Source organism: Mesorhizobium sp. M0139 (assembly GCF_040322455.1).
Taxonomy (GTDB): domain Bacteria; phylum Pseudomonadota; class Alphaproteobacteria; order Rhizobiales; family Rhizobiaceae; genus Mesorhizobium.
On the sequence record NZ_JAMYTN010000023.1, the window covers coordinates 18,506 to 40,450 of the forward strand.

Annotated in this window: 25 protein-coding genes; 11 read left to right on the top strand and 14 right to left on the bottom strand. The window is 64.3% G+C overall.

The annotated features are described in order from the left end of the window. The first annotated feature begins 22 nt into the window (after nt 1-22). From mltA to NKJ58_RS28305, 3 genes are read left to right on the top strand one after another with little or no spacing between them, the layout of a single operon-like run. Nucleotides 23-1,123, top strand: a complete 1,101-nt coding sequence (gene mltA, locus NKJ58_RS28295; RefSeq protein WP_352854455.1) for a murein transglycosylase A — start codon at nt 23-25, stop codon at nt 1,121-1,123. Further along, nucleotides 1,120-1,638, top strand: a complete 519-nt coding sequence (locus NKJ58_RS28300; protein ID WP_023672101.1) for a Smr/MutS family protein — start codon at nt 1,120-1,122, stop codon at nt 1,636-1,638. The genes mltA and NKJ58_RS28300 overlap by 4 nt, the downstream gene beginning before the upstream one ends. Continuing rightward, nucleotides 1,638-2,006 (top strand): helix-turn-helix domain-containing protein, encoded by a 369-nt coding sequence (locus NKJ58_RS28305; RefSeq protein ID WP_023687588.1) that lies wholly within the window; start codon nt 1,638-1,640, stop codon nt 2,004-2,006. The genes NKJ58_RS28300 and NKJ58_RS28305 overlap by 1 nt, the downstream gene beginning before the upstream one ends. Before the next feature lie 90 nt (nt 2,007-2,096). On the opposite strand, the gene NKJ58_RS28310 is transcribed toward NKJ58_RS28305, so the two are convergent. The 4 genes from NKJ58_RS28310 to NKJ58_RS28325 all read right to left on the bottom strand — a co-directional run bounded on the left by NKJ58_RS28310 (nt 2,097) and on the right by NKJ58_RS28325 (nt 5,314). After that, a complete protein-coding gene (locus tag NKJ58_RS28310) occupies nt 2,097-2,303 on the bottom strand; it encodes a hypothetical protein (protein WP_023710325.1) in 207 nt (68 codons plus the stop codon). A gap of 292 nt (nt 2,304-2,595) precedes the next feature. Then, entirely contained in the window at nt 2,596-3,213 is a 618-nt protein-coding gene (locus tag NKJ58_RS28315) for a transglutaminase-like cysteine peptidase (RefSeq protein ID WP_352854438.1), read from the bottom strand. 211 nt (nt 3,214-3,424) lie between these two features. Beyond that, complete coding sequence (locus tag NKJ58_RS28320; protein ID WP_023672097.1) at nt 3,425-4,702, bottom strand: polyhydroxyalkanoate depolymerase; 1,278 nt, start codon at nt 4,700-4,702, stop codon at nt 3,425-3,427. Nucleotides 4,703-4,954: 252 nt separating this feature from the next. Then, nucleotides 4,955-5,314, bottom strand: a complete 360-nt coding sequence (locus NKJ58_RS28325; RefSeq protein ID WP_352854440.1) for a septal ring lytic transglycosylase RlpA family protein — start codon at nt 5,312-5,314, stop codon at nt 4,955-4,957. Nucleotides 5,315-5,624: 310 nt separating this feature from the next. On the opposite strand from NKJ58_RS28325, the gene NKJ58_RS28330 reads away from it, so the two are divergent. Beyond that, on the top strand, nt 5,625-5,810 hold the full coding sequence (locus tag NKJ58_RS28330; RefSeq protein ID WP_023750996.1) for a hypothetical protein: 186 nt from the start codon (nt 5,625-5,627) through the stop codon (nt 5,808-5,810). 319 nt (nt 5,811-6,129) lie between these two features. Here the strand turns inward: NKJ58_RS28330 and NKJ58_RS28335 are convergent, their stop codons facing one another. The 4 genes from NKJ58_RS28335 to NKJ58_RS28350 all read right to left on the bottom strand — a co-directional run bounded on the left by NKJ58_RS28335 (nt 6,130) and on the right by NKJ58_RS28350 (nt 9,906). After that, on the bottom strand, nt 6,130-6,933 hold the full coding sequence (locus NKJ58_RS28335; RefSeq protein ID WP_023827556.1) for an ATP-binding cassette domain-containing protein: 804 nt from the start codon (nt 6,931-6,933) through the stop codon (nt 6,130-6,132). Between the two features lie 7 nt (nt 6,934-6,940). Beyond that, nucleotides 6,941-7,717, bottom strand: a complete 777-nt coding sequence (locus tag NKJ58_RS28340) for an ABC transporter permease subunit (RefSeq protein WP_023706945.1) — start codon at nt 7,715-7,717, stop codon at nt 6,941-6,943. After that, the gene (ssuD, locus tag NKJ58_RS28345; RefSeq protein ID WP_352764662.1) at nt 7,714-8,883 is read right to left on the bottom strand and encodes an FMNH2-dependent alkanesulfonate monooxygenase; all 1,170 of its coding nucleotides are present in this window, start codon (nt 8,881-8,883) and stop codon (nt 7,714-7,716) included. The genes NKJ58_RS28340 and ssuD overlap by 4 nt, the downstream gene beginning before the upstream one ends. Before the next feature lie 69 nt (nt 8,884-8,952). Continuing rightward, nucleotides 8,953-9,906, bottom strand: a complete 954-nt coding sequence (locus NKJ58_RS28350) for a sulfonate ABC transporter substrate-binding protein (RefSeq protein ID WP_352764663.1) — start codon at nt 9,904-9,906, stop codon at nt 8,953-8,955. Between the two features lie 283 nt (nt 9,907-10,189). Between NKJ58_RS28350 and NKJ58_RS28355 the strand changes: the two genes are divergently transcribed. Next, a complete protein-coding gene (locus NKJ58_RS28355) occupies nt 10,190-10,477 on the top strand; it encodes a GIY-YIG nuclease family protein (RefSeq protein ID WP_023710330.1) in 288 nt (95 codons plus the stop codon). 136 nt (nt 10,478-10,613) lie between these two features. Here the strand turns inward: NKJ58_RS28355 and NKJ58_RS28360 are convergent, their stop codons facing one another. The 4 genes from NKJ58_RS28360 to tauA all read right to left on the bottom strand — a co-directional run bounded on the left by NKJ58_RS28360 (nt 10,614) and on the right by tauA (nt 13,700). Then, nucleotides 10,614-10,796 (bottom strand): hypothetical protein, encoded by a 183-nt coding sequence (locus NKJ58_RS28360; protein ID WP_023672089.1) that lies wholly within the window; start codon nt 10,794-10,796, stop codon nt 10,614-10,616. 80 nt (nt 10,797-10,876) lie between these two features. Further along, nucleotides 10,877-11,737 (bottom strand): ABC transporter permease subunit, encoded by an 861-nt coding sequence (locus NKJ58_RS28365; RefSeq protein ID WP_023672088.1) that lies wholly within the window; start codon nt 11,735-11,737, stop codon nt 10,877-10,879. Beyond that, on the bottom strand, nt 11,734-12,525 hold the full coding sequence (locus NKJ58_RS28370) for a taurine ABC transporter ATP-binding protein (RefSeq protein WP_023752819.1): 792 nt from the start codon (nt 12,523-12,525) through the stop codon (nt 11,734-11,736). Before NKJ58_RS28370 ends, NKJ58_RS28365 begins: the two co-directional genes overlap by 4 nt. 161 nt (nt 12,526-12,686) lie before the next feature. Continuing rightward, nucleotides 12,687-13,700 carry a taurine ABC transporter substrate-binding protein gene (gene tauA / locus NKJ58_RS28375; protein ID WP_023752818.1) on the bottom strand — a complete coding sequence of 338 codons (1,014 nt, stop codon included), beginning with the start codon at nt 13,698-13,700 and terminating at the stop codon, nt 12,687-12,689. 84 nt (nt 13,701-13,784) lie between these two features. On the opposite strand from tauA, the gene NKJ58_RS28380 reads away from it, so the two are divergent. From NKJ58_RS28380 to NKJ58_RS28405, 6 genes are all read left to right on the top strand, one after another. After that, complete coding sequence (locus NKJ58_RS28380) at nt 13,785-14,093, top strand: hypothetical protein (protein WP_156931603.1); 309 nt, start codon at nt 13,785-13,787, stop codon at nt 14,091-14,093. Between the two features lie 415 nt (nt 14,094-14,508). Then, nucleotides 14,509-14,985, top strand: coding sequence for an RrF2 family transcriptional regulator (locus NKJ58_RS28385; RefSeq protein WP_023672084.1), 477 nt, complete (start codon nt 14,509-14,511; stop codon nt 14,983-14,985). 16 nt (nt 14,986-15,001) lie between these two features. Further along, complete coding sequence (locus NKJ58_RS28390) at nt 15,002-16,369, top strand: FAD/NAD(P)-binding protein (protein WP_023752817.1); 1,368 nt, start codon at nt 15,002-15,004, stop codon at nt 16,367-16,369. A gap of 227 nt (nt 16,370-16,596) precedes the next feature. Further along, complete coding sequence (locus NKJ58_RS28395; RefSeq protein ID WP_023692936.1) at nt 16,597-18,030, top strand: pyridoxal-phosphate dependent enzyme; 1,434 nt, start codon at nt 16,597-16,599, stop codon at nt 18,028-18,030. Beyond that, complete coding sequence (locus tag NKJ58_RS28400) at nt 18,027-19,208, top strand: trans-sulfuration enzyme family protein (protein ID WP_023752816.1); 1,182 nt, start codon at nt 18,027-18,029, stop codon at nt 19,206-19,208. The genes NKJ58_RS28395 and NKJ58_RS28400 overlap by 4 nt, the downstream gene beginning before the upstream one ends. A 149-nt stretch (nt 19,209-19,357) precedes the next feature. Beyond that, nucleotides 19,358-19,531, top strand: coding sequence for a hypothetical protein (locus NKJ58_RS28405; RefSeq protein ID WP_023752815.1), 174 nt, complete (start codon nt 19,358-19,360; stop codon nt 19,529-19,531). 316 nt (nt 19,532-19,847) lie between these two features. Here the strand turns inward: NKJ58_RS28405 and NKJ58_RS28410 are convergent, their stop codons facing one another. Then, nucleotides 19,848-20,153, bottom strand: coding sequence for a UBP-type zinc finger domain-containing protein (locus tag NKJ58_RS28410; RefSeq protein WP_352854446.1), 306 nt, complete (start codon nt 20,151-20,153; stop codon nt 19,848-19,850). Then, on the bottom strand, nt 20,153-21,820 hold the full coding sequence (locus NKJ58_RS28415; RefSeq protein WP_352519103.1) for an FAD-dependent oxidoreductase: 1,668 nt from the start codon (nt 21,818-21,820) through the stop codon (nt 20,153-20,155). Before NKJ58_RS28415 ends, NKJ58_RS28410 begins: the two co-directional genes overlap by 1 nt. Nucleotides 21,821-21,945: the final 125 nt, after the last annotated feature.

A 21,945-nucleotide genomic window follows, 5' to 3' on the forward strand; every position in this document is an offset into this window, starting at 1 on the left:
CATCGGCAGTGGCGAGGCTGAGGTGTCGCTCTCGCCGCTTTTCGTGGAAAAGTCCTTCGATGATCTTCCCGGTTGGAATTCCGATGACCATCTGCCCGCTTTCGAAGCCTTCCGCCGTTCGGCCTTTCATGTCCTGAACAAGCCCTACCGCACCGGTTCGTTGGGCGTCCGGTTCGACGCGTTTGCCGGCGCTTATGACGAGGCGCGCACCGTTTCGCCGGCGAATCGGTCGGCGGCCAAGGGTTTTTTCGAGCGCCATTTCGCCCCAGTCCAGATTCGATCCGAAAACCCCGGCCTGGTCACCGGCTTCTACGAGCCGGAGGTCGAGGCCTCACCAGTGCGCACGGATGAATTCACGGTGCCGCTACTGGAGCGGCCGGCCGACCTCGTCGACATCGATGACGCCAACCGTCCTCGAGGGATGGACGACTATCTCGCCTTCGCCCGCGATACGCCGCAGGGCCTGGTGGAGTATTTCGACCGCAGTGAGATCGAGAGAGGCGCGCTGGCCGGCCAAGGCCTGGAAATCGCCTGGCTTGCCGACAAGGTCGACGTCTTCTTCATCCATGTGCAAGGTGCGGCCAGGCTGAAGATGACCGACGGCCGGCTTTGCCGCGTCACCTACGCCGCCAAATCCGGCCAACGTTTCAGCGGTCCGGGGAAGATTCTCGCCGAACTCGGCGAAATCCCACTGGAAAAAGTGACGATGCAGTCTATCCGCGCCTGGTTCAGGGCGCATCCGGATCGCGTCGACGAGATCCTCTGGCAGAACCGCTCCTACATCTTCTTTCGCGAAGCCGATGTCGACGATGCCGCACTCGGTCCTATCGCCGCCGCCAAGGTGCCGTTGACGCCGGGCCGTTCGCTCGCGGTCGACCGGCTGCTGCACACATTCGGTACCCCCTTCTACATCGACGCTCCGTCGCTGACCGCCTTCGACGGAAAACCGTTCCGGCGGCTGATGATTGCGCAGGACACCGGCTCGGCCATCACCGGACCGGCGCGGGGCGATCTGTTCGGCGGCTCCGGCGATGCGGCCGGCGAGATCGCCGGCGTCGTTCGCAATGCGGCCGATTTCTATGCCTTGGTTCCACGCGCTCTCGTTTCGGAATCGAATCGATGAGCAAGCGCCCCGATAAACTCAACGAAGACGACCGGGTGCTGTGGAACCTGGTGGCGCGCACCGCCCGACCGCTGAAGGGCCGGACCGCGGTCGAGATTCCCGACATCGTCGTCGACCCTAAGCCGGCACAGACGCCGGTCGCTGTCGGTCCGGTCCTCGCCGCCAAGCCGAAGGCGCAGCATGTATCGCACGCGCTGGACGAGCCGACATTGGACAAGCTGAAGAAGGGCCGGCTGCCGATCGAAGGCCGCGTCGATCTGCATGGCATGACCCAGGACGAGGCCTATTCGCTGCTGTTTTCGTTCCTGCACCGGGCCCATGCCGGCGGCATCCGCTATGTCCTCGTCATTACGGGAAAAGGGTCGTCGTCGGGCGGCGACGGCGTCTTGCGACGCGCCGTGCCTGCCTGGCTGTCGACGCCTGCCTTCCGGCCGCTGGTCTCCAGCCACGATCACGCCGCCCGCAACCACGGCGGTTCGGGCGCGCTCTACGTTCGACTCAGGCGAACCCGCTGATGACGCCCTTCGGCGAAAAACTGCGGGCGCTTCGAGCCGAGCGCGGCTTGCGCCAGAAGGACATGGCGCAGGCGATCGGAGTCAGCGCCGCCTATTTGTCGGCGCTGGAACATGGCCGCCGCGGCGCGCCGACCTGGACGCTGATCCAGAAGATCATCGGTTATTTCAACGTCATCTGGGACGATGCCGAAGAGCTGGCGCGTCTGGCCGAGGCCTCACATCCGCGGGTGAGACTCGATACGTCCGGCCTCAGTCCTGCCGCCACCGAGTTGGCCAATCTCCTGGCCGAAAACATCGAGAAGCTGGACGAAGCCGAGCTTGCCCGCATCACCGCGTCGATCCGGGCCGCACTGGAGCGGCGAGAGTAATCCGGTAAGCGATGCCAAGGCGCAAGGTTTGCTTGCGCTGTTCCTGAAAGCGATGCCCGCCGGCCGATAGCCAGCGGGCATATGTCACGATTACTTCGCGCCGGCCTGGCCGCCACGGCCGCCAGTGCTGTCATGATCGCCGCCGCGGCCACCGCCCAGGCAGTCCGAGTTGAGCTCGCAACAGCGATTGCCCCAGTTGTTGGTCTTGGCGCAACCGGTCTGATCGGCCATGGCGGATCCGGCCAAGGAAGACACCGCAACAACGGCGAGGAAGGCATTACGAAGGAAAGCAGTCATTTGAAGTCTCCATGTTTGGGTGGTTGGGTTCAGGTTACGGCTGTGTGTCGCCGCTGGAGACGGTTTGGTTCACGCAGGTAGCGAAATTATTTGAGGAGGCGTTTCGAGAGATAAGATTTCGAGGGCAGCGCTGCCCTCATCCGCCTGCCGGCACCTTCTCCCCGTGGTGACGGGGGAAGGGAGATAGCCGCTGCGCCGGCACCTATTCCGCAGCGTTGATGAGGGGCGGCGCTGACTCATCCTGAAGATGGCGCGCGGGCCGATATCCCGCTCGTTCGAAAGCGTCGTGTCCTTACTGAACCGCGCCGACCAGTACCTGCTGGCCGCCGCGGATCGAGACCCAGCGGCCGGTGTTGTCGATGGCCTGCCGCTTGAGGAAGCGATAGCCGGTGGCGTCCCAGATCTTCACCTTGTCGGTCAGATTGTCGAGGACGTAGTCGCCCTTGTCGGTGCGCACGGTCAGCACGGCATGGCCTTCGCCGTCCGGCTTGCGCACGACGGTGATCAAGAGATCGGCCAGCGACACGCCAGAGCGCGAGAGCTGGCGGCGCTTTTCCAGCACATAGTCTTCGCAATCGCCGACGCCCTTGTCGGGATAGGCCCAGACCTCGTCCTTGCCATAGATGTCGTAGTCGCTCATCGGCTTGACGGCGGCATTGACCCTTGACGTCACGTTGATCAGCTTGCGCATGAAGGCGTCGGTCATCGCGGCGGGTTTGAGGTTGCTCGGCCGGATCGAGCATTCGCCGGGCTGGGTTTTACAGAAATCATAGTGGCCGATCGGCTGCGAGGTCATGCCGCCCGTCGCCATGGCGCCGCCTGCAAGTGCCGGCACTGCCCAGCACGCAGAGATCGCCAGCCCTGCTGCCGCCCACAAGCGCAGCGTCCGTGCTATCGGTGAGGAAGTCATTGTCCCCGTTCGCCCTTGTTGTCCCCGTTCGCCCTTGTTGTTAACGAAAGGTTAAAGGGGATTTACACTCCGTGTCAATTATCGGGGGAGCCAGATTCTTCGGCATGGTTACCCGCGCCCGCCCAACAGCGTCTATTGTGCAACAGAACGCCTGTGGCACGCAAAATCGCCCCGCTTTTGCGGGCAATGCACGCTGCAGCCGGATCGAGCCTCAGCTTTTGGCGGAGCGGACCAGCCTTGGTTTCACCGCAACCCGGTTCTGGCGGCCGTAGCTGGTGATGAAATCGACGATGCGCGGCACGATTTCCGAGCGGAATCGCGACCCGTTGAAGACGCCGTAGTGGCCGACGGCCGGCTGCATGTAATGCGCATGCCGGTCAGCCGGGATGTTGGGGCAGAGATCGTGGGCGGCCTGGGTCTGGCCGAGACCGGAAATGTCGTCGTTCTCGCCTTCGACCGTGAACAGCGCGACATTGCGGATCGCCTTGGTGTCGACCACCTCGCCGCGATGCGTCATCTCGCCCTTGGGCAGCGCATGGCGCACGAACACCGTGTCGACGGTCTGCAGATAGAATTCCGCCGTCAGGTCCATCACCGCCAGATATTCGTCGTAGAAATCGCGGTGCTTCTCGGCATTGTCGCCGTCATGCTTGACCAGATGCATGAAGAAGTCCTTGTGGGCGGTGATGTGGCGGTCGAGGTTCATGCTCATGAAGCCCGACAGCTGCAGGAAGCCCGGATAGACTTCGCGGCCGAAGCCCGGCACCGGCCAGGGCGCGTGCATGATGACGTTGTCGCGGAACCAGTCGATGCCCTTTTCCTTGGCCAGCAGATTGACCGCGGTCGGATTGCGGCGGGTGTCGATCGGCCCGCCCATCAACGTCATGGTCGAGGGCACGAAGGGATCGCCGCGCTTTTCCATCAGCGCCACCGCCGCCAGCACCGGCACCGAAGGCTGGCACACCGCCATCACATGGGTGTCCGGCCCCAGCGCATGCAGCATGTCGATGATGTAGTCGATATAATCGTCGAGGTCGAAATGGCCGTCGGTCACCGGCACCATGCGGGCATCGACCCAGTCGGTGATGTGCACGTCGGCATAGGGCAGCATCGCCTCGACCGTGCCGCGCAGCAGCGTCGCATAATGGCCCGACATCGGCGCCACAATGAGAAGCTTGGGGTCGGCCTTGCGCCCGGCGGGCACCGACCGCTCGAAGCGGGTGAGATTGCAGAACGGCCGCGACCACACGGTCTTTTCGCTGACCTCGACGCTCTTCCAGTCGACCACGGTCTTGCTCAGGCCGAAATGCGGCTTGCTGTAGCGGCGCGTTGTGCGCTCGAACAGTTCGGCGGTGGCAGCGACCGAGCGGCCCCACGGCGTATGCGAAAACGGATTGAGCGGGTTGGTGTAGAACAGCCGCACTGCATCGGCATAAAGCCGCGCGGGCTGCAGGGCGGCATGGTTCATTTCATAGAGCTGGTAGAACATCAGGTACTCCGCAGCTGCCGTGACCGAAGGGACGACGGACAGCGCCGAGCCTTGAATGTCTCGCGCGGAGGTTAACAAGATATTGCTGCGATGCAATACGTCACGTGGCGTGACATATGCCAATCTTTCGTCCAAGGCCTTGAGAAACCGCGTTGGGCGGGTGCAGCCGGCTCAATGTGCACTGCAAAATGCAACGCTGTTGGACAACGAGGCAGGATGCGTCCGGCCCGATCGGGCCGGACTTGGACAGATCTAGACGCGCGCCATGCACACCGAGGTATGGCCGGAGCCGATGAAGCCGAGCTGGCCGGCGGCGCCCTTGGACAGGTCGAGCACGCGCCCTTTGATGAACGGTCCACGGTCGTTGATGCGCACGACGACGCTGCGGCCATTATTCTGGTTGGTCACTTTCAACTTGGTGCCGAAAGGCAGGCTGCGGTGCGCGGCGGTCAGCGCCGACGGGTTCATGCGTTCGCCATTGGCGGTCCTGGAATGCAGTGCGTACCAGGAGGCGCGGCCGCACTGGCCGGCGGCGGAGGAGGCGGATGCACCGACCATCAGGCCAGCCGCGATCGTTACCGCGACAAGCGCGGTCTGGTTTGTTTTCTTCATGTTGGGGGGATTGGCTCCGTTTTCGACAGACCCCAGCCGTTAAGTGTGGAATAAGGCAGGAAATGCGGCAAGCATCGGGCAGTTCCGTGGCACCGGCACACGTTTGGAGTCGCTGGGAAACAGTTTGTCAGGCATCTTTCGTGTGGCGCGGCCGTATCGCCGGCGATATTGCGAGCTGTTTCACAGATTCCGTGAGCAAGGCAGGACGTTATAGTACAAGTACAAGAGAGCGCGATTGGGCGCCGTCCTTTCGCTCTGTCATCACGGTCATGGCGCAGTTGACGATCGACTTTGAAAAGGGATTCCAACGATGAGACTGTTCAAATATCTGCTGGCTCTGATCGTACTGGCCATCGGCGCGCTGTGGTCGCTGCAAGGCATTGGCGTGGTCGGCGGCAGCTTCATGACCGGCCAGTCGCAATGGCTCTATATCGGCATCGTGACCATGCTGGTCGGTTTCGCCGGGCTGGTATGGGCGAGCCGTTCGCCGGGGTGAGTTGCGACGAAAGTCGACCGCCACAGATCGACCCCCACTCCGTCGAGCTTCGCTCGACACCCCTCCCCCGATCGACGGGGGAGAGGAAAGGCGCGAGCCTTGCAGGGGCGCGAACTTATGCGCCTGGCTCCCTTCCTCTCCCTCCGGAGGAGGGAGAGGTGGCGCCGCGAAGCGGTGACGGAGTGGGGGAAGGCGCTGGTCAAACCCGCAGTCGCAAACAGGCACAACCCGGCGAGCAAGAAAACAGCCACCCCTTATTGCCGGTCCATTCTGTTACCTATCTATCCGGTTCGGATAGAATGCCCTGCCCGCGACAGCACTACCCGAACAGCTGATCCAGAATCCTTCCCTCCAGCCTGGCAAGCTCGACCGAACCGCGCCGGCGCGGCCGCGCCACCGACACGTCGAGATCGAGCGCGATGCGGCCCTCGTCGATCACCACCACCCGGTCGGCGAGCGCAACCGCCTCGGCGACGTCATGCGTGACCAGCACGGCGGTGAATTTTTGCTCCAGCCAGATACGTTCCAGAAGCTGCTGCATTTCGATGCGGGTCAGCGCATCGAGTGCGCCGAGCGGCTCGTCGAGCGCCAGAATCTTTGGCTGTCCGATCAGGGCACGCGCCAGCGCCACGCGCTGCTTCTGGCCGCCCGAGAGCACCGAGGGCCATTCGTCGGCGCGGTCGGCGAGGCCGACTTCACCCAGGATGGCGAGCGCGCGCCGCCTGGCTTCCGCACCGGTGGCAAGCCCGGTCAGTCCGACCTCGACGTTTTTCACCACGCTGGCCCAGGGCAGCAGCCGCGGCTCCTGGAACATGAAGCGGCTCTCTTCCCCCGCGCCGGCCTTCGCCTCCGGCCCGAATGACAGGGATCCAGCGGTTGGCCGATCGAGCCCGGCCAGCAGCCGCAACAGCGTACTCTTGCCGCAGCCGCTCTTGCCGATGACGGCCACAAACTGTCCGACGGGCACATCGAGATCGATGCCGTCGAGCACGACCTTGTCGCCGAAGCGCTTTTCCACGCCCTTGAAGGCAAAGGCGCGCTGCCTGTCGACGGCCTCCTCCGGCCGTGACGGTTCCGGCGCGGCGACGAAGGAACGGATGGCGGTCAGGCTGGCGGTTGGCATCGAACCCTCAGGCGTTCTGGAAGGCGGGATGCCAGCCGAGCGACAGCCGCTCGAGCAGGCGGGCGAAGCTGTCGGCAAGCTTGCCGAGCAGCGCATAGATCAGGATCGACAGCACGACGACATCGATCAGCAGGAATTCGCGTGCCTGCATGGCCATGTAGCCGAGGCCGGAACTGGCCGAGATGGTTTCGGCAACGATCAGCGTCAGCCACATGATGCCTAAGGCATAGCGCAGGCCGACGAAGATCGCCGGCAGCGCGCCGGGCAGGATCACCTGAAAAAACAACGCGCGGCGGTCCATGCCGTAGACCCGGCCCATCTCGACCAGATGCGGGTCGACGCTCTGGATGCCGAGCAGCGTGTTGACGTAGATCGGGAAGAACACGCCGAGCGCCACCAGGAACAGTTTTGCTTCCTCGTCGATGCCGAACCACAGGATGACCAGCGGGATCAGCGCCAGATGCGGGATGTTGCGGATCATCTGTAGCGTCGTGTCGGTCAGGCCGCGGCTGAGCGCCGACAGCCCGTTGGCAAGGCCGAGTGCAAAGCCGATCGAGCCGCCGATGGCAAAGCCGGCCAGCGCGCGCAGCGTGCTGACGCCGATGTTCTGTATCAGCTCGCCCGACAGCGTCAGCCGCCAGAAGGCCTCGGCCACCGCGCTCGGCGCCGGCAGCACATTGGCCGGCATCACGCCGGCGCGGCTGGCGGCTTCCCAGCCAATTATGACCAACGCCGGCAGCAGCCAGCCGATGCCGTTCTGTTTGACCCGTTGAGCCAGGCTCATGACGACGCCTGAAGGCGGTTGGCGCCGTGGAACCCGACGGCGAATTCATTGGCGATGTGCTCATGCGCCCGTGCCCGCCTGGTGCCCAGGCCGAGACGCGGGAACAGAAGCTCGGCGACGCGGTAGGCTTCCTCGAGATGCGGGTAGCCGGAGCCGATGATGGTGTCGATGCCGATCGCCTGATACTCGCGGATGCGCTCGACGATCTGCTCGGGCGAGCCGACCAAAGCTGTGCCGGCGCCGCCGCGCACCAGGCCGACGCCGGCCCACAGATTGGGCGAAACCACCAGCCTGTCGCGGCGGCCGCCATGCAGTTCGGCCATGCGCCGCTGTCCCACAGAGTCCATCTCCCTGGTGAAGCGGGCCTGGGCATTTTCGATCTGGGCATCGGTGACGTGGCTGATCAGCCGGTCGGCGGCGCGCCAGGCCTCTTCCTCGGTCTCGCGCACGATGAAATGCAGCCTGATGCCGAAACGCAGTTTGCGGCCGCGCCGTTCGGCTTTCTTGCGCGCAGCACTGAGCTTCTCGGCCACCTGTGCCGGCGGTTCGCCCCAGGTCAGGTACATGTCTACCAGAGCGGCGGCGAGCTCCTGGCCCGCATCCGACGAGCCGCCGAAATAGAGCGGCGGCCGCTCCTGGCTCGGCAACAGGTCGAGGCGGCCATTGTCGACGCGGTAATATTTGCCGTTGAAATTGACGCTTTGGCCCGACACCAGCGCGCGCCAGATGGTTAGGAACTCCTGCGCCTGGGCATAGCGCTCGTCATGCGGCAGGAACACGCCATCGCCGGCAAGCTCGGTCGGGTTGCCGCCGACCACGACGTTGAGCAGCAGGCGGCCATTGCTCAGCCGGTCGAGCGCCGCGGTCTGGCGCGCCGCGAAGGTCGGCAGCGTCACGCCGGGCCGCAGCGCCACCAGGAATTTGAGCTTTTCGGTCAGCGCCGCTAGTCCGGAAGCGGTGATCCAGGAATCCTCGCAATTCTGCCCGGTCGGCAAAAGCACGCCGGGAAAGCCGAGCCGGTCGACGGCCTGTGCGATCTCCTTGAAGTAAGCGAACTCCGGCGGCCGCTGCAGCTGTTCGGAGCCGAGATAGGAGCCGTCGCCATGCGTCGGGATGAACCAGAAGAAATCGAGCGGGCCGGCTTGCGGGCTTGATGAAGCGGTCATGGCGAAATCCCTGAAGCTTGAAACGGCAAAGGCGCCGGGCGTTTTCCGCCCGGCGCCACACGTGAAAGTTCAATTGCCCGGTGCGGTCCACACGGCGTCGGAGATGCGCACCGCGTTCGGGATCAGCTTGAGCTTGTAGAAGCGATCGGCTGTCGCCTGCTGGCCGGCGATGATCTCGTCGGTGATCGGGAAGATGCCGAATTTGGTGCGGTTGGCCGCGATCGTCTGTGCATCGAGCGGCACGCCGGTCACCTCATGCAGCGCCGCGGCAACCTTGTCGCGGTTCGCGTCCGCCCATTTCGCCGCCACGCCGAGCGCCGATATCGTCGTGGCGATCGTCTCCGGATGCGCCTTGGCGAAATCCTTGTTGGCGAGGAAATAGGTGTTCACCTTCAGCACCTCGCTGGAGCGCGCCAGCACGCGCGGCTGGTAGCGTGTCTCGGCGATGGCGTAGAACGGATCCCAGACCGCCCAGGCATCGATCTGGTCGCTGGCGAAGGCCGCCGCGGCATCGGCCGGGCTGAGATAGACCGGGGTGATCTGGTCGAAGGGGAGGTTTGCTTTTTCGAGTGCCGCGACCAGCAGATTGTGCGCGCTGGTGCCTTTGCCGACGCCGATGCGCTTTCCCTTGAGGTCGGCGAGCGACTGGATCGGCGATGCCGGCTTGACGAAGATCGCTTCGCCGTCGCCATTGGCCGGCAGTGCCGCCGCATAGACGATGTTGGCGCCGGCCGACTGGCCGAAGATTGGCGGTGCGTCGCCGGTCCAGCCGACATCGATGGCGCCGACATTGAGCGCCTCGACCAGCGGCGGGCCGGCGGTGAATTCGACCCATTTCACCGCGACACCCTTGTCGCTCAGCGCCTTCTCGATCACCTGCTGCTGCCGGGCGATGACCGGCAGGCCGGTCTTCTGATAGCCGATGTTGAGCTGCTTCAACTCCTGCCCCGAGGCACTGAGCGAGGCAGCAATGCCCGCCGCCAACAGGCCGATGCCGAAGATGCGTCTGGTCAGGCTGAACATGATCCCTCTTCCTTCGCTGCGAACCGGCGCCGGGAAGGGCTCCCTGCCGTGGATGAGAGACAAGGCTAGGTAGCTCTATAAATTTAGTAGAGAAACGATTTTGCGAGTTGGCTGCTTGACGTGGAAATATTTTCTTCAGAACCCAGCGCTCGTCATCCTAGGGCGAAGCAAGGAGCGAAGCGACGCGGCGCAGACCCTAGGATCCATGCCGTGACGTTTGCCGTAGAGTGGAACGGATCAGAATGTCGCTTGTGCGCGAACCGAGGCTCGATACCCTGAAACCATGACCGGCTACGTCTACATGACTGCAAGCCAAAAACGCGGCACGATCTACATCGGCGTCACCAACGATCTCGCCCGCCGCATGCCTGAACACAAATCCGGCCAGGGCGCAGGCTTCACCAGCCGCTACGGTGTTCAACGGCTGGTCTGGTATGAGGAATTCTTCGACATCACCGATGCCATTCAACGCGAGAAGTCGCTGAAGCGATGGCCGAGACAGTGGAAGATCGAACTGATAGAGAAGGCCAATCCGGAGTGGTTTGAGCTGTTTCGCGGAACCGGGTGGTAGGCGCCCGGTTTGTTGCTCCCCTGGAGCGTAGCATCAGCGTCTCGGCATGGATCCTAGGGTCTGCGCCGCGTCGCTTCGCTCCTTGCTTCGCCCTAGGATGACGAAATCGCAAAGGCTGGCGCTAATCACCATCACCTCACTGCGACCAATACTGCCAGGCCCAGTAAAATCCCTCGTCGCGTGGCGGCAGGCGGTCGCGTTCGGCGTCGAGTTGCACCGGGGCCGGCGATTTCGGTTGCGGCTGTGACGACGAGTTCTCCCGCCAGGCGAGCAGCCAGTTGCCGAGGTGGGCGAACAGCACCGCGGTGGACTGGGTCATGACATCACTCCTTCTGTTCCGGATCGGCGGTCGCCGTGCTGCGAAGGGAAGCAGCCGGTCAAACCGGCAGAAATTTGTTGTCATTCCTTTCCCGCCCACGGAACCAGCTGACGCTCGATCCGGCGGATGATGAATTCCAGCACGAAGGCTATTGTCGCGATCACCACTATTCCCATCACCACGACATCGGTGACCAGGAACTGGGCGGCCGACTGGATCATGAAGCCGAGGCCGCGCGTTGCCGCCACCAGCTCGGCTGCAACCAGCGTCGACCAGCCGGCGCCGAGCGCGATGCGCAGGCCGGTGAGGATCGACGGCAGCGCGCTGGGCAGGATGACATGGCGCACCACTTGGCGCTGCGTCGCACCAAGCGAACGGGCCGCATCGATGCGCTCCTTTGAGACACCGCGCACGCCCGAGGCCGTCGACAGCGCCACCGGCGCCAGCATGGCAATGGCAATCACCAGGATCTTTGACGGCTCGCCGATGCCGAACCAGATGATGACCAGCGGCAGATAGGCGAGCGGCGGGATGGGCCGCAAAAATTCGAGCAACGGATCGAAGATGCCGCGCCCGACCGTCGAAATGCCGATAGCCAGCCCAACCGGAACGCCGATGACGATGGCCGCGAGCAGCGCCGCGAACACGCGGCCGAGGCTGGCGACGATATGCTGGAGCAAAGTCGCGTCGACGAAGCCGTCCTTGATCACCACGATGAACTTGGTCCACACGGCGGCGGGCGACGGCAGGAACACCGGCGACACCAGTTGCAGGCGCGCAGACAGCGCCCATGCCGCCAGCACGACCAGGATGGTGACGGCGCTGATCGCCCGCGAGGAAACCCCGCGCCGCTTCCGCACCGGCCGCGACCACGGCACCGAAATGGCATCGGCCTCGCCGGTCCCGGTGGCCGGCCGCTCGCTGTAGGAGGTGACGCTCATGCCGCCTCTCCTTCGAAGATCGCATCGGTCAGCTCGCCGCGCGCCGCGGCAAAGACTGGATCGGCCTTGATGGCGCGGATCGGCTCGCCTGCGGCATAGCGCCGGCTGAAACCGGTCTCGAATGTCCGCACCACGCGGCCCGGTCCGGGCGCCAAAACGACGATGCTTGTGGCCAGCACCAGCGCCTCCTCGATGCCGTGCGTGACCATCAGCACGCCGACCCGGCTTGCGGTCCACAGGTCGAGCAGCGTCGTCTGCATGCGCTCGCGCGTCAGCGCATCGAGTGCGCCGAGCGGTTCGTCGAGCAGCAGGAATTCCGGCTCGGCCGCGAGCGCTCGGGCGAGGCCGACGCGCTGGCGCATGCCGCCGGACAATTCCCAGATGCGTTTGTCGCCGACGCCGTCAAGCTTGACCAGCGCCAGCAACTGGTCGGCGCGGCGCGCCCGCTCGGCTTGCGGCACGCCGCGCAGCCTGAGCGCAAAGGCGACGTTTTCACGAGCCGTCAGCCAGGGAAACAGCGCATCGTTCTGGAACACGACCGCCCGGTCGGAGCCTGGGCCGGTGATCGGCCGGCCGCCGATCGTGGCGACCCCGCGCGCAGGCTCGACCAGGCCGGCGGCGACATTGAGCAGCGAGGTCTTGCCGCAGCCGGAGCGGCCGACCAGCACGACGAAATCACCCTTGGCGACATCGATGGAAACTCGGTCGACCGCCGGCGCTGCCTGGCCGTCATAGTGAACCGAGACCTTGTCGAGTACGAGATGCGGGTCGAGTACGAGATGCGGCATGAAAAGGGGCTCCGGAAGAAAATCAGCCTGCCCCGGCCCTCGTTAAGCGGATCCGGGACAGGCAGCACGCGGCGTCAGGGAAGAGGAAACCGCGCGTGTTCAGAGCAATTCCAGGAAAAGTGTGAAGCGGTTTTCCGTCCGGAATTGCGTAAAACTGAAGATCAGTTCGAGGCCAGAGCCTCGGTCACGTATTTCGACGACACGTATTTCGAATAGTCGGGCAGCACGGCGTCGATCTTGCCCTGCTCCTTGAGGAAGGCCGAAGCTGCCTCGATCGCCTTGACCGTGCCGCTGCCGAGGAATTTGTCGGAAGCCTGCTCTTCCAATGTCGGGAAGACGTAACCCTTGAGGAGCTGCGGCACCTCTTCCAGTTTGGCGCCGGTGATCTTGGCGATCTTGGCCGCTTCCGGCGACGAAACCGACCATGCCTCGGGCTTGGCCAGGAACTGGGCATAGGATTCGCCGGTCACCTTGACGAAATCGCGCACGGCGTCCGGGTTCTTTTCGGCGAAGTCGGTGCGCACGATCCAGGCGTCGAAGGTCGGCGCGCCCCAGGCGGCAACCTGCGAGGAATCCAGCACCACCTTGCCTGTCGTCTTGATCTGGCCGAGCGCCGGATCCCAGACATAGGCCGCGTCTATGTCGCCGCGAGCGAACGCGGCGGCTATTTCCGGTGGCCTGAGATTAAGGATTTCGACCGACTTCGGGTCGACGTTTTCGTGCTTCAGCGCGGCAAGCAGGCTGTAATGCGTGGTCGACACGAACGGCACCGCCACCTTCTTGCCGGCGAGGTCGGCGATCTTCTCGATGCCGGATCCATTGCGGGCGACCAGCGCCTCGGACTGGCCGATCAGGCCGACGACAAAGATGGTCTGGATCGGCAGTTCGCGGCTGGCGGCCGCGGCCAGCGGACTCGAGCCGACATAGCCGATATCGACCGAACCGGATGCGACGGCGGCGATGACATCGGCGCCGGAATCGAATTTGCGCCAGTCGATCGTGGCCTTGGTCGCCTTTTCATAGGCGCCGTCGGCCTGCGCTACTTTGGAAGGTTCGACCACCGTCTGGTAGCCGATGGTGATGTTGAGGTCCTGCGCCTGAGCCGGGCCGAGGAAGGCCGCACCCGCCAAAGCTGCCGACGACAGGAGGACAATGCGTCGCGAAATGCTGGACATGAAAGGCTCCATGAAAAATGAGAAAAACCGGATGCCTGTTCATAGTCAGCTAATTCTATCATTCTTGTAGAGTTAAATCGTTCCATGGAAAAAGCACTTGTTAGAAAAAAACCAACGGCTGATGCGGGCGCGGTGACCGGCCCGTGTCGGACCGTGCACAAACGCAAACGGCGCCCCCAAGGTGCTGAAGAGTTGGTGGTCCTGCCAACCCTCCTACGGAAGAGGCCTGATTTGGTGCTCGGCGCGCCGCTTGCGGCCTGCCGCAGGATCGATGTCGAGCCGTTGAGCCTCACCGACTTCCGCAGCGACGGCCACCGCTGGATGCTGCGCTCAAGCGGCGTGCCGGTGGCCGCCAAGGCCGCCCGGTCTCAGAGCGACAACGCGGCGTCCTGATATCGGGCGCAGGGCGGCGCCCGAGCTGTCGGGAGTCATGTTTCGCCGATCCGCGGGCTGCGACCCAAAATTCCCGGCAAAGCCCCAAATGGCGCAAATCCATGCTGTAAAAGACGGTTGATTTGAAAACACGTTCCGCGTGTTCGAGGGTAAGTATAGTAATCTTATCGACATTGGGAGCAGGAGCCGCCGCTCATCGCCGCAATCGCTCGCGGCTGGCTGTGACCTTAACGGCACAAAGCTTGCCAAAGTGGCCCCTGCGGCGTGAAAACGAAGCAAAATCAAGGTTTCTCGGCTTGTATATCATGTCAGTAGAATTTATGTGTCGAAGCAGCTTGCACGCGGCGGGGAGGCACGTCAGGCGTTTCGCAACCGATGGTTTGGGGCCATCGCCTGACAGAGAAACATTCGGTCTATGCTCACCAAAAAAGGCAAGTACGGCCTCAAGGCGCTGGTCCATCTGGCGCATCTGCCGGTGGGACAGCTCGCCTTCGTCGGCGACATCGCCAGCGGCAACAACATTCCGAAGAAATTCCTCGACGCCATTCTGGGCGAATTGCGCAATGCCGGTTTCGTCCAGAGCCGCAAGGGCAAGGATGGCGGCTATCGCTTGGCGCGCCCGGCCGACGAGATCAAGGTCGGCCATGTCGTGCGCGTGCTCGACGGACCGCTGGCGCCCATCCCCTGCGCCAGCCGCACCCAGTATCAGCGCTGTGAAGACTGCAATGAGGCGACATGCCAAGTCCGACATCTGATGCTCGAGGTCCGGCAGGCGATCGCCGAGGTGCTCGACCAGCGCACGCTGGCCGAGATGCGCGACATCGTCCTCGACGACCTTCCGGTCGCGAGGGACATCGACGAGCTTGCGCCGGCGCAAAAGGTCCCCGCCTGATCCTGAGCGTGCTCGCATGAGCGTCGCGCGCGCCAATTCGATCATCCCCAGCTCGATCATCATCGTCGGCGGCGGTGCCAGCGGCGTCGTGTTGGCCGCTCATCTGCTGAAGTCGCCCAACCCGGACCTTCGCGTCACGCTGATCGAAAAGCGTCCGCATTTCGGCCAGGGCATCGCCTATTCGACGCTTTTGTCGGCGCACGTGCTGAATGTCAGCGCCGCGGGGATGAGCGCCTATGCCGACGATCCCCTGAATTTCTGGCGCTGGTTGCAGGGGCGCGGCCTGATAAGCCAGGAACAGACGCCGCAGACACCCTTCTATGCACCGCGCAGCGTCTATGCCCGCTACCTCAAGGAAGTGCTCGACGAGCTCGAAGCGCGCGAAAAGGAAACCGGCCGTCTCAGGCTGATTCGCGAGGAAAGCCTGTCGATCTCGCCGACATCGTCCGGCGTCGAAGTGGTGCTGGCCAACGGCACCAGCGTCGTCGCGCATCTGGCGGTGCTTGCCACCGGCCATGACGAGCAGCCCGGCGCCGGCCAGGGCCACGCCATCCGCATGGGCACCGAGGCCGACACCGCGCTCGATCCTGAAGCCCGCGTGCTGGTGCTGGGCACCGGGCTCAGCATGGTCGATGCCTTCCTGTCGCTCGAGCAGCGCGGCCATCGCGGCGAGATCGTCGCCGTATCGCGGCGCGGGCTGCTGCCGTCGCCGCACCGCAAGGGCAACCCGATCAAGCTCGACGTCGCCGACATTCCGCTCGGCACGCAGCTCTCCTATTTCGTCGGCTGGTTCCGCGACCTGATCCGCGAAAACCAGAAGGCCGGCATCGACTGGCGCGACGTCGTCGATGGGCTGCGACCCTTCAATCAGAAGATCTGGCAGAACTGGCCGTCCTCTGCCAAGCGCCGCTTCGTCGAGCACACCAAGGCCTGGTGGGACATCCATCGCCATCGGCTGGCGCCCGAGGTGCATGCCCGCGTCACCGAGGCGGTGCGCACCGGCCGCATCCGCCCGGTCGCCGGCCGTGTCGTCGGCATCGAGGCCGGCGATGGATTCACCGTCGGCATCCAGTCCCGCCACACAAAGGCGCTGGAAACGCTGCAGGTCGCGCGCATCTATGATTGCACCGGCATCGCCCGCGACATCTCGACGACGTCAAACAGCGTCGTGCGCTCGCTGGTCGACCGCGGCCTGGCGCGGCCCGACCCGCTGCGGCTTGGCCTCGATGTAACGGCCAAGTGCGAAATCATCGCCGGCGACGGCACCGCATCGGCCAAGATCCTCGCCGTCGGGCCGCTGACCCGCGGCACCTTCTTCGAGATCGACGCCATCCCCGACATCCGCGTGCAATGCGCTAGGCTGACCAAGCAGCTGCTGGGGTAAAGCTGTTGACGTCGGCGGGATAGCACTCCCCTCAGAGGGGAGTGGGAAGGATCGCTACGGAGGGTGTTGGGCTTGAGTCCAAAGCCCGCCTCAAACTGGAATTCCATTCCCCCTCTCGCCGGTTGATTGGCACGATCTACCTTCTTTCCGACTGCAAACGGCCGGAAAAGAAGCTACGCTGCCGCTCTGCCCCCGAGGCGGTCGCTTGTTCAAGGGAGCACATCGATATGAGCGAGCACGGAAAAGCTGCGCCAGGCAGTTCGGACGGCGCGTTATCCCGCCTGCGTCCGCCCTACGCCTCGGTGCTCGACCTCATCGGCCAGACGCCGGTGGTCGAACTGACCAAATTCGACACCGGCAAGTGCCGGCTGTTCATCAAGCTCGAAAGCCAGAATCCCGGCGGTTCGATCAAGGACCGCATTGCGCTGTCGATGATTGCCGCGGCCGAGAAGGAAGGCAAGCTCAAGCGCGGCGGCACCATCGTCGAGGCGACCGCCGGGAATACCGGCCTCGGCCTCGCCCAGGTCGGCATCCCCAAGGGCTACCGCATCATCCTCGTCGTGCCCGACAAGATGTCGCGCGAAAAGATCCAGCATCTGCGCGCGCTCGGCGCCGAAGTGCGCATGACGCGCTCCGATGTCGGCAAGGGCCATGCCGAATATTACCAGGACATGGCCGAGAAGATCGCATCGGAAACGCCCGGCGCCTTCTACGCCAACCAGTTCGCCAACCCGGCCAACCCCGAGGCGCATGAGACCACCACCGGACCGGAAATCCTTGCCCAGCTCGATGGCGACCTCGACGCCGTGGTCGTCGGCGTCGGCTCCGGCGGCACGCTGACCGGGCTTGGCCGCTACTTCGCCAGAACATCGCCGAAGACCGAAATGGTGCTGGCCGATCCGGTGGGGTCGGTGCTGGCGCCGCTGATCAAGACCGGCAAGATGGAAGAAGCCGGCAGCTGGACCGTCGAAGGCATCGGCGAGGATTTTGTGCCGCCCAATGCCGATCTGTCGCTGGTCAGGAAAGCCTATTCCATCCCAGACAAGCAGAGCATGCTGGCCGTGCGGGACCTGCTTTCGAAGGAAGGCATTCTCGCCGGCTCGTCTTCCGGCACGCTGCTGTCGGCCGCGCTTCGCTATTGCCGCGAGCAGACGACAGCGAAACGCGTCGTCACCTTCGTCTGCGACAGCGGCAACAAATATCTGTCCAAGGTGTTCGACGATTTCTGGCTGGCCGAACAGGGGCTGGCCGAACAGGAACAGCATGGCGATCTGCGCGACCTTGTCATGCGCTCGCACCGCACCGGCGACACCGTCTATGTCGGCCCCGACGAAAGCCTGCTCAACGCCTATGGCCGCATGCGCCGCTCCGATGTCTCGCAGCTGCCGGTGCTGGACAATGGCAAGCTGGTCGGCATTATCGATGAGGGCGATATATTGGCCAAGGTCGACGGCCCCTATGACGGCCGCTGGGACCGCTTCAACGCCCCGGTGCGCACCGCCATGACCTCCAATCTGCACACGCTGCAGGCCAGCCAGACGCTGGATGCGCTGCTGCCGGTGTTCGACCGCAACGAGGTCGCCATCATCTTCGATGGCGACGAGTTCGTCGGCCTGATAACCCGTATCGACCTGATCAACCATTTGAGGCGCGCACGATGACTGCTGAAACATCCCCATCGGGCAAGAACCGCCTGGCTTTTTCCACGCGCACCATCCATGGCGGCCAGAGCCATGACCCGCTGACCGGCGCGGTGATGGTGCCAATCTACGCGACCTCGACCTATGGCCAGCAGTCGCCCGGCGTGCACAAGGGGTTTGAGTACGCCCGCAGCCAAAACCCGACCCGCTTTGCCTTCGAGCGCGCGGTGGCCGATCTCGAGAGCGGCTCGGCCGCCTTTGCCTTTGCTTCCGGCCTGGCGGCGATCTCGACCGTGCTTGAGCTGCTCGACAGCGGCGCCCATATCGTTGCAACCGACGACATCTATGGCGGCTCGTTCCGGCTGATGGAGCGGGTGCGCAAGCGCTCGGCCAATCTGCAGGTGAGTTCTGTGGACTTCACCGATCTGGCGGCGGTGGAAGCAGCGATTCGCCCGGAGACAAAACTGCTCTGGGTCGAAACTCCGACCAATCCGCTGCTGCGTATCGTCGACCTCGAAGGCGTTGCGGCACTCGCCAGGCGCAAAGGGGTTTTGACGGTCGCCGACAACACGTTCTGCAGCCCCTACATCCAGCGGCCGCTTGAACTCGGCATCGACATCGTCGTCCACTCGACGACGAAATATCTCAACGGCCATTCCGACATGGTCGGCGGCGTCGCCATCGTCGGCGACAACAAGGATTTGGCGGCCCAGCTGAAATTCCTGCAGAACGCCATCGGCGCCATCTCCGGTCCCTTCGACAGTTTTCTCGCGCTGCGCGGCATCAAGACACTGGCGCTCAGGATGGAGCGGCATTCCACGAACGGCCTGAAGATTGCGCAGTGGCTGGAGGCGCGAAAAGATGTGCGCCGCGTCGTCTATCCCGGCCTGGCCAGCCATCCGCAGCACGCCATCGCCGTCCAACAGATGCATGCCTTCGGCGGCATGATCTCGGTCGACCTCGACCGCGAACTCGCCGGCACCAAACGCTTCCTCGAACGGACGCAACTGTTCACGCTGGCTGAAAGCCTCGGCGGCGTCGAAAGCCTGATCGAACACCCGGCGCTGATGACGCACGGCTCGATCCCGGCGGAAAAGCGCGCGGAAATCGGCATTTCGGATTCGCTGGTGCGGTTGTCGGCGGGGATAGAGGATGGCGATGATCTGATCGCCGATCTGGAGCAGGCGTTGCGGGGGTAGGCGTACCGGATGCGTACCGATGACAATGAGGGGCGGCGCTGACCATCAAGATTAAATCCCAATCCGCCGCGCGTTAACACATTCAGCAGCCTTTGCTTAACCCTTCGCCGCTATGTCCCGCCTGGGGTGGCATGGCGAGAGTGAGTGTGATGGACAACAGCCCGGAAAAGCGCAGCGAATGGCGAGCCATCTTTTATGTGCAGGCCCGCGTGGCCATCCTGTTCGTCCCGGTCGTCGCCAGTCTTCTGATCATTGCCGCACTTGCCGGCAACGACCACAGTCCCGACGCCCTCGACCGCACGGTTACTGGCTCCATAAAATAAACAGGGCTTCTTGTGCAGAAGGACCTAGCCTCCCACAAGGGCGGGGCAATCGCGTAGGACAGCGCCTGCCCCCACTCCGTCCGCTTCGCGGCCACCTCTCCCCCCATGTCCATGGGGGATGAGGAAACCCAAGCCTTTCAGGCTGCGAGCTCGGTGGTTGACATTTCCTCTCCCCCACGAATGTGGGGGTAGAGGTGGCTCGGCGAAGCCGAGACGGAGTGGGGGCGCGCCCTATCCGATTGCCCTGACCTTCGGGCGGACGCCATACACGATCGCCTTTGGTGCGATAAGGGCACAGCTGCCAGCCTGGCTCGCCTCAGAAAAACTTCGGGATCGGGCCGTTCTGCGGCGTCACGTTGCCTTCGAGGTCGATGAACGCCTCGTCGACAAAGCACCAGGCCCAGCCTTCCGGCGGGTCGTAGCCTTCGATGATAGGGTGCTTGGTGGCGTGGAAATGCTTGGTGGCGTGGCGGTTGGGCGAGTCGTCGCAGCAGCCGACATGGCCGCAGGTGCGGCAGAGCCTGAGATGCACCCACATGGAGCCGCTCTTCAGGCACTCCTCGCAACCGAGCGCGCTCGGCGTCACCGTCTTGATGTCGCGCGTGTGTTTGCATTCATCCATTATGCTCTCCTGGCCAGTTCGGGCGCTGCTGCGTCGGGTCGCGCGAGATAGGCGTGCAAGGCAGCCACCACCTGGGCGCCTTCGCCGACGGCGGCGGCGACCCGCTTGACCGAGCCGGAGCGCACGTCGCCGATGGCGAACACGCCGCTGCGGCTGGTCTCCATCTGGCCCGCCCCTATGTCGGCGCCGGTGCGCACGAAGCCCCTGGCGTCGAGCGCGATATTGCACCCAGCCAGCCAATCGGTGTTGGGGTCGGCGCCGATGAACAGGAAGAGATGCTGGATCGGCCGCGTCTCGACGCCGCCGGGGTTGCGCCAACGCAACTGGGTGAGATTGCCGCCTTCGCCTTCCAGCGCCTCGATCTCGGTCTCGCCAAGCACCTCGATGTTGGGTTGCGCCTCGATACGCTCGACCAGATAGCGCGACATGGTTTCCCTGAGGCCGCCGCGGCGCGCCAGCATCGTCACCTTGCGCACCTGGCTGGCGAGATAGACCGCCGCCTGCCCCGCCGAATTGCCGGCGCCGACCAGCGCCACTTCTTGCCCTGTGCATAGCCGCGCCTCGATCGGCGAGGCCCAGTAATGCACCGACGTGCCCTCGAACTCGGCCAGCTTGGCGATGTCGAGGCGGCGGTAGCGCGCGCCGCTGGCGATCACCACCGTGCGTGCGCGCAGGCTTTCACCGTCGCCGACGGCGAGCGTGTAGCCCTCGCCTGCTGCACCGAGCAGCTTGGCCTCGTCGGGGATGAGTATTTCGACGCCGAATTTCTGCGCCTGGTTGTAGGCGCGCGCCATCAGCGCCATGCCGGAAATGCCGGTGGGGAAACCCAGATAGTTCTCGATGCGCGCGGAGGCGCCGGCCTGGCCGCCGAAGGCGCGGCAATCGAGCACGATGGTCGACAGCCCTTCGGATGCCGCATAGACCGCGGCCGCCAGCCCCGCCGGTCCGGCGCCGACAATGGCGACGTCATAGACCATGTTGGGATCGATCGGCCGCAGCAGGCCGATGCAGCGGGCAAGTTCGGTTTCGCCGGGATTGTGCATCAGCTTGCCGTTGGGGCAGAGCACGATCGGCAGATGGTGCGGGTCAACATGAAAATGCTCAATCAGCGTCTTGGCGCACGGGTCGCTGTCGGAATCGAGCGCGCGGTGCGGCTGGCCGCTGCGGCGCAGAAATCCCTGCAGCCGCAGCGTGTCGCCATTGCCGGCCGGGCCGATGACGACCGGCCCGCTCGAGCCGCTTTCCAGAAGCCCGACGCGGCGCAGGATCAGCGCCCGCATGATCCGCTCGCCAAGGCTTGCCTCCTGCACCATCAGGTCGCGCAGCCGCTGCGAGGGGATGACGAAGGCCTCGACCGGCTCGGCCGCCTCCGCATTGACCAGCGACGGCCGGCTGGAAAGCTGCGCCAGCTCGCCGATGAAATTGCCGGGACCATGAGTGACGATGGTCTCGCGCCGGCCGGGCCTGACATCCTGGGTGATATCGACCGTGCCCGACAGGACGACGATCAGCCCCGGCGCCACGGTGCCGGCGGTGACGATATGCTCGCCGGCGGCATAGGAACTCGCCTCGCCGAACCGGCGCATGCGCTCGATATCGGCGTCGCCCAGGATGGGAAACATCTGGTCGCGGCGGGTGACGGTGATCGGCTGGGTGGGTGGGGCCATAGGTGCGAGCGTAGCGCCACGGCCGCCGGGTTTGAAGTGGTTTGTTGGGGGACTGGCCGGAAGGGGAGGTGGCTCCCGCGCCAGCTGGTTCGGATGCTTCGCATGGCCCCGCGCTGCAAGGCAAA

Excerpts from the sequence above, each read along its gene's own strand:
- NKJ58_RS28360 (WP_023672089.1), bottom strand. The coding sequence starts at position 10,796 with ATGACCCAGTCCACCGCGGTGCTGTTCGCCCACCTCGGCAACTGGCTG.
- NKJ58_RS28350 (WP_352764663.1), bottom strand. The coding sequence starts at position 9,906 with ATGTTCAGCCTGACCAGACGCATCTTCGGCATCGGCCTGTTGGCGGCG.
- NKJ58_RS28305 (WP_023687588.1), top strand. The coding sequence starts at position 1,638 with ATGACGCCCTTCGGCGAAAAACTGCGGGCGCTTCGAGCCGAGCGCGGC.
- NKJ58_RS28400 (WP_023752816.1), top strand. The coding sequence starts at position 18,027 with ATGACTGCTGAAACATCCCCATCGGGCAAGAACCGCCTGGCTTTTTCC.
- NKJ58_RS28410 (WP_352854446.1), bottom strand. The coding sequence starts at position 20,153 with ATGGATGAATGCAAACACACGCGCGACATCAAGACGGTGACGCCGAGC.
- tauA (WP_023752818.1), bottom strand. The coding sequence starts at position 13,700 with ATGTCCAGCATTTCGCGACGCATTGTCCTCCTGTCGTCGGCAGCTTTG.
- NKJ58_RS28330 (WP_023750996.1), top strand. The coding sequence starts at position 5,625 with ATGAGACTGTTCAAATATCTGCTGGCTCTGATCGTACTGGCCATCGGC.
- NKJ58_RS28310 (WP_023710325.1), bottom strand. The coding sequence starts at position 2,303 with ATGACTGCTTTCCTTCGTAATGCCTTCCTCGCCGTTGTTGCGGTGTCT.
- NKJ58_RS28370 (WP_023752819.1), bottom strand. The coding sequence starts at position 12,525 with ATGCCGCATCTCGTACTCGACCCGCATCTCGTACTCGACAAGGTCTCG.
- NKJ58_RS28300 (WP_023672101.1), top strand. The coding sequence starts at position 1,120 with ATGAGCAAGCGCCCCGATAAACTCAACGAAGACGACCGGGTGCTGTGG.
- NKJ58_RS28395 (WP_023692936.1), top strand. The coding sequence starts at position 16,597 with ATGAGCGAGCACGGAAAAGCTGCGCCAGGCAGTTCGGACGGCGCGTTA.
- NKJ58_RS28385 (WP_023672084.1), top strand. The coding sequence starts at position 14,509 with ATGCTCACCAAAAAAGGCAAGTACGGCCTCAAGGCGCTGGTCCATCTG.
- ssuD (WP_352764662.1), bottom strand. The coding sequence starts at position 8,883 with ATGACCGCTTCATCAAGCCCGCAAGCCGGCCCGCTCGATTTCTTCTGG.
- NKJ58_RS28325 (WP_352854440.1), bottom strand. The coding sequence starts at position 5,314 with ATGAAGAAAACAAACCAGACCGCGCTTGTCGCGGTAACGATCGCGGCT.
- NKJ58_RS28340 (WP_023706945.1), bottom strand. The coding sequence starts at position 7,717 with ATGAGCCTGGCTCAACGGGTCAAACAGAACGGCATCGGCTGGCTGCTG.
- NKJ58_RS28365 (WP_023672088.1), bottom strand. The coding sequence starts at position 11,737 with ATGAGCGTCACCTCCTACAGCGAGCGGCCGGCCACCGGGACCGGCGAG.
- NKJ58_RS28315 (WP_352854438.1), bottom strand. The coding sequence starts at position 3,213 with ATGACTTCCTCACCGATAGCACGGACGCTGCGCTTGTGGGCGGCAGCA.
- NKJ58_RS28355 (WP_023710330.1), top strand. The coding sequence starts at position 10,190 with ATGACCGGCTACGTCTACATGACTGCAAGCCAAAAACGCGGCACGATC.
- NKJ58_RS28390 (WP_023752817.1), top strand. The coding sequence starts at position 15,002 with ATGAGCGTCGCGCGCGCCAATTCGATCATCCCCAGCTCGATCATCATC.
- NKJ58_RS28405 (WP_023752815.1), top strand. The coding sequence starts at position 19,358 with ATGGACAACAGCCCGGAAAAGCGCAGCGAATGGCGAGCCATCTTTTAT.
- NKJ58_RS28415 (WP_352519103.1), bottom strand. The coding sequence starts at position 21,820 with ATGGCCCCACCCACCCAGCCGATCACCGTCACCCGCCGCGACCAGATG.
- NKJ58_RS28320 (WP_023672097.1), bottom strand. The coding sequence starts at position 4,702 with ATGTTCTACCAGCTCTATGAAATGAACCATGCCGCCCTGCAGCCCGCG.
- NKJ58_RS28380 (WP_156931603.1), top strand. The coding sequence starts at position 13,785 with ATGGAAAAAGCACTTGTTAGAAAAAAACCAACGGCTGATGCGGGCGCG.
- NKJ58_RS28335 (WP_023827556.1), bottom strand. The coding sequence starts at position 6,933 with ATGCCAACCGCCAGCCTGACCGCCATCCGTTCCTTCGTCGCCGCGCCG.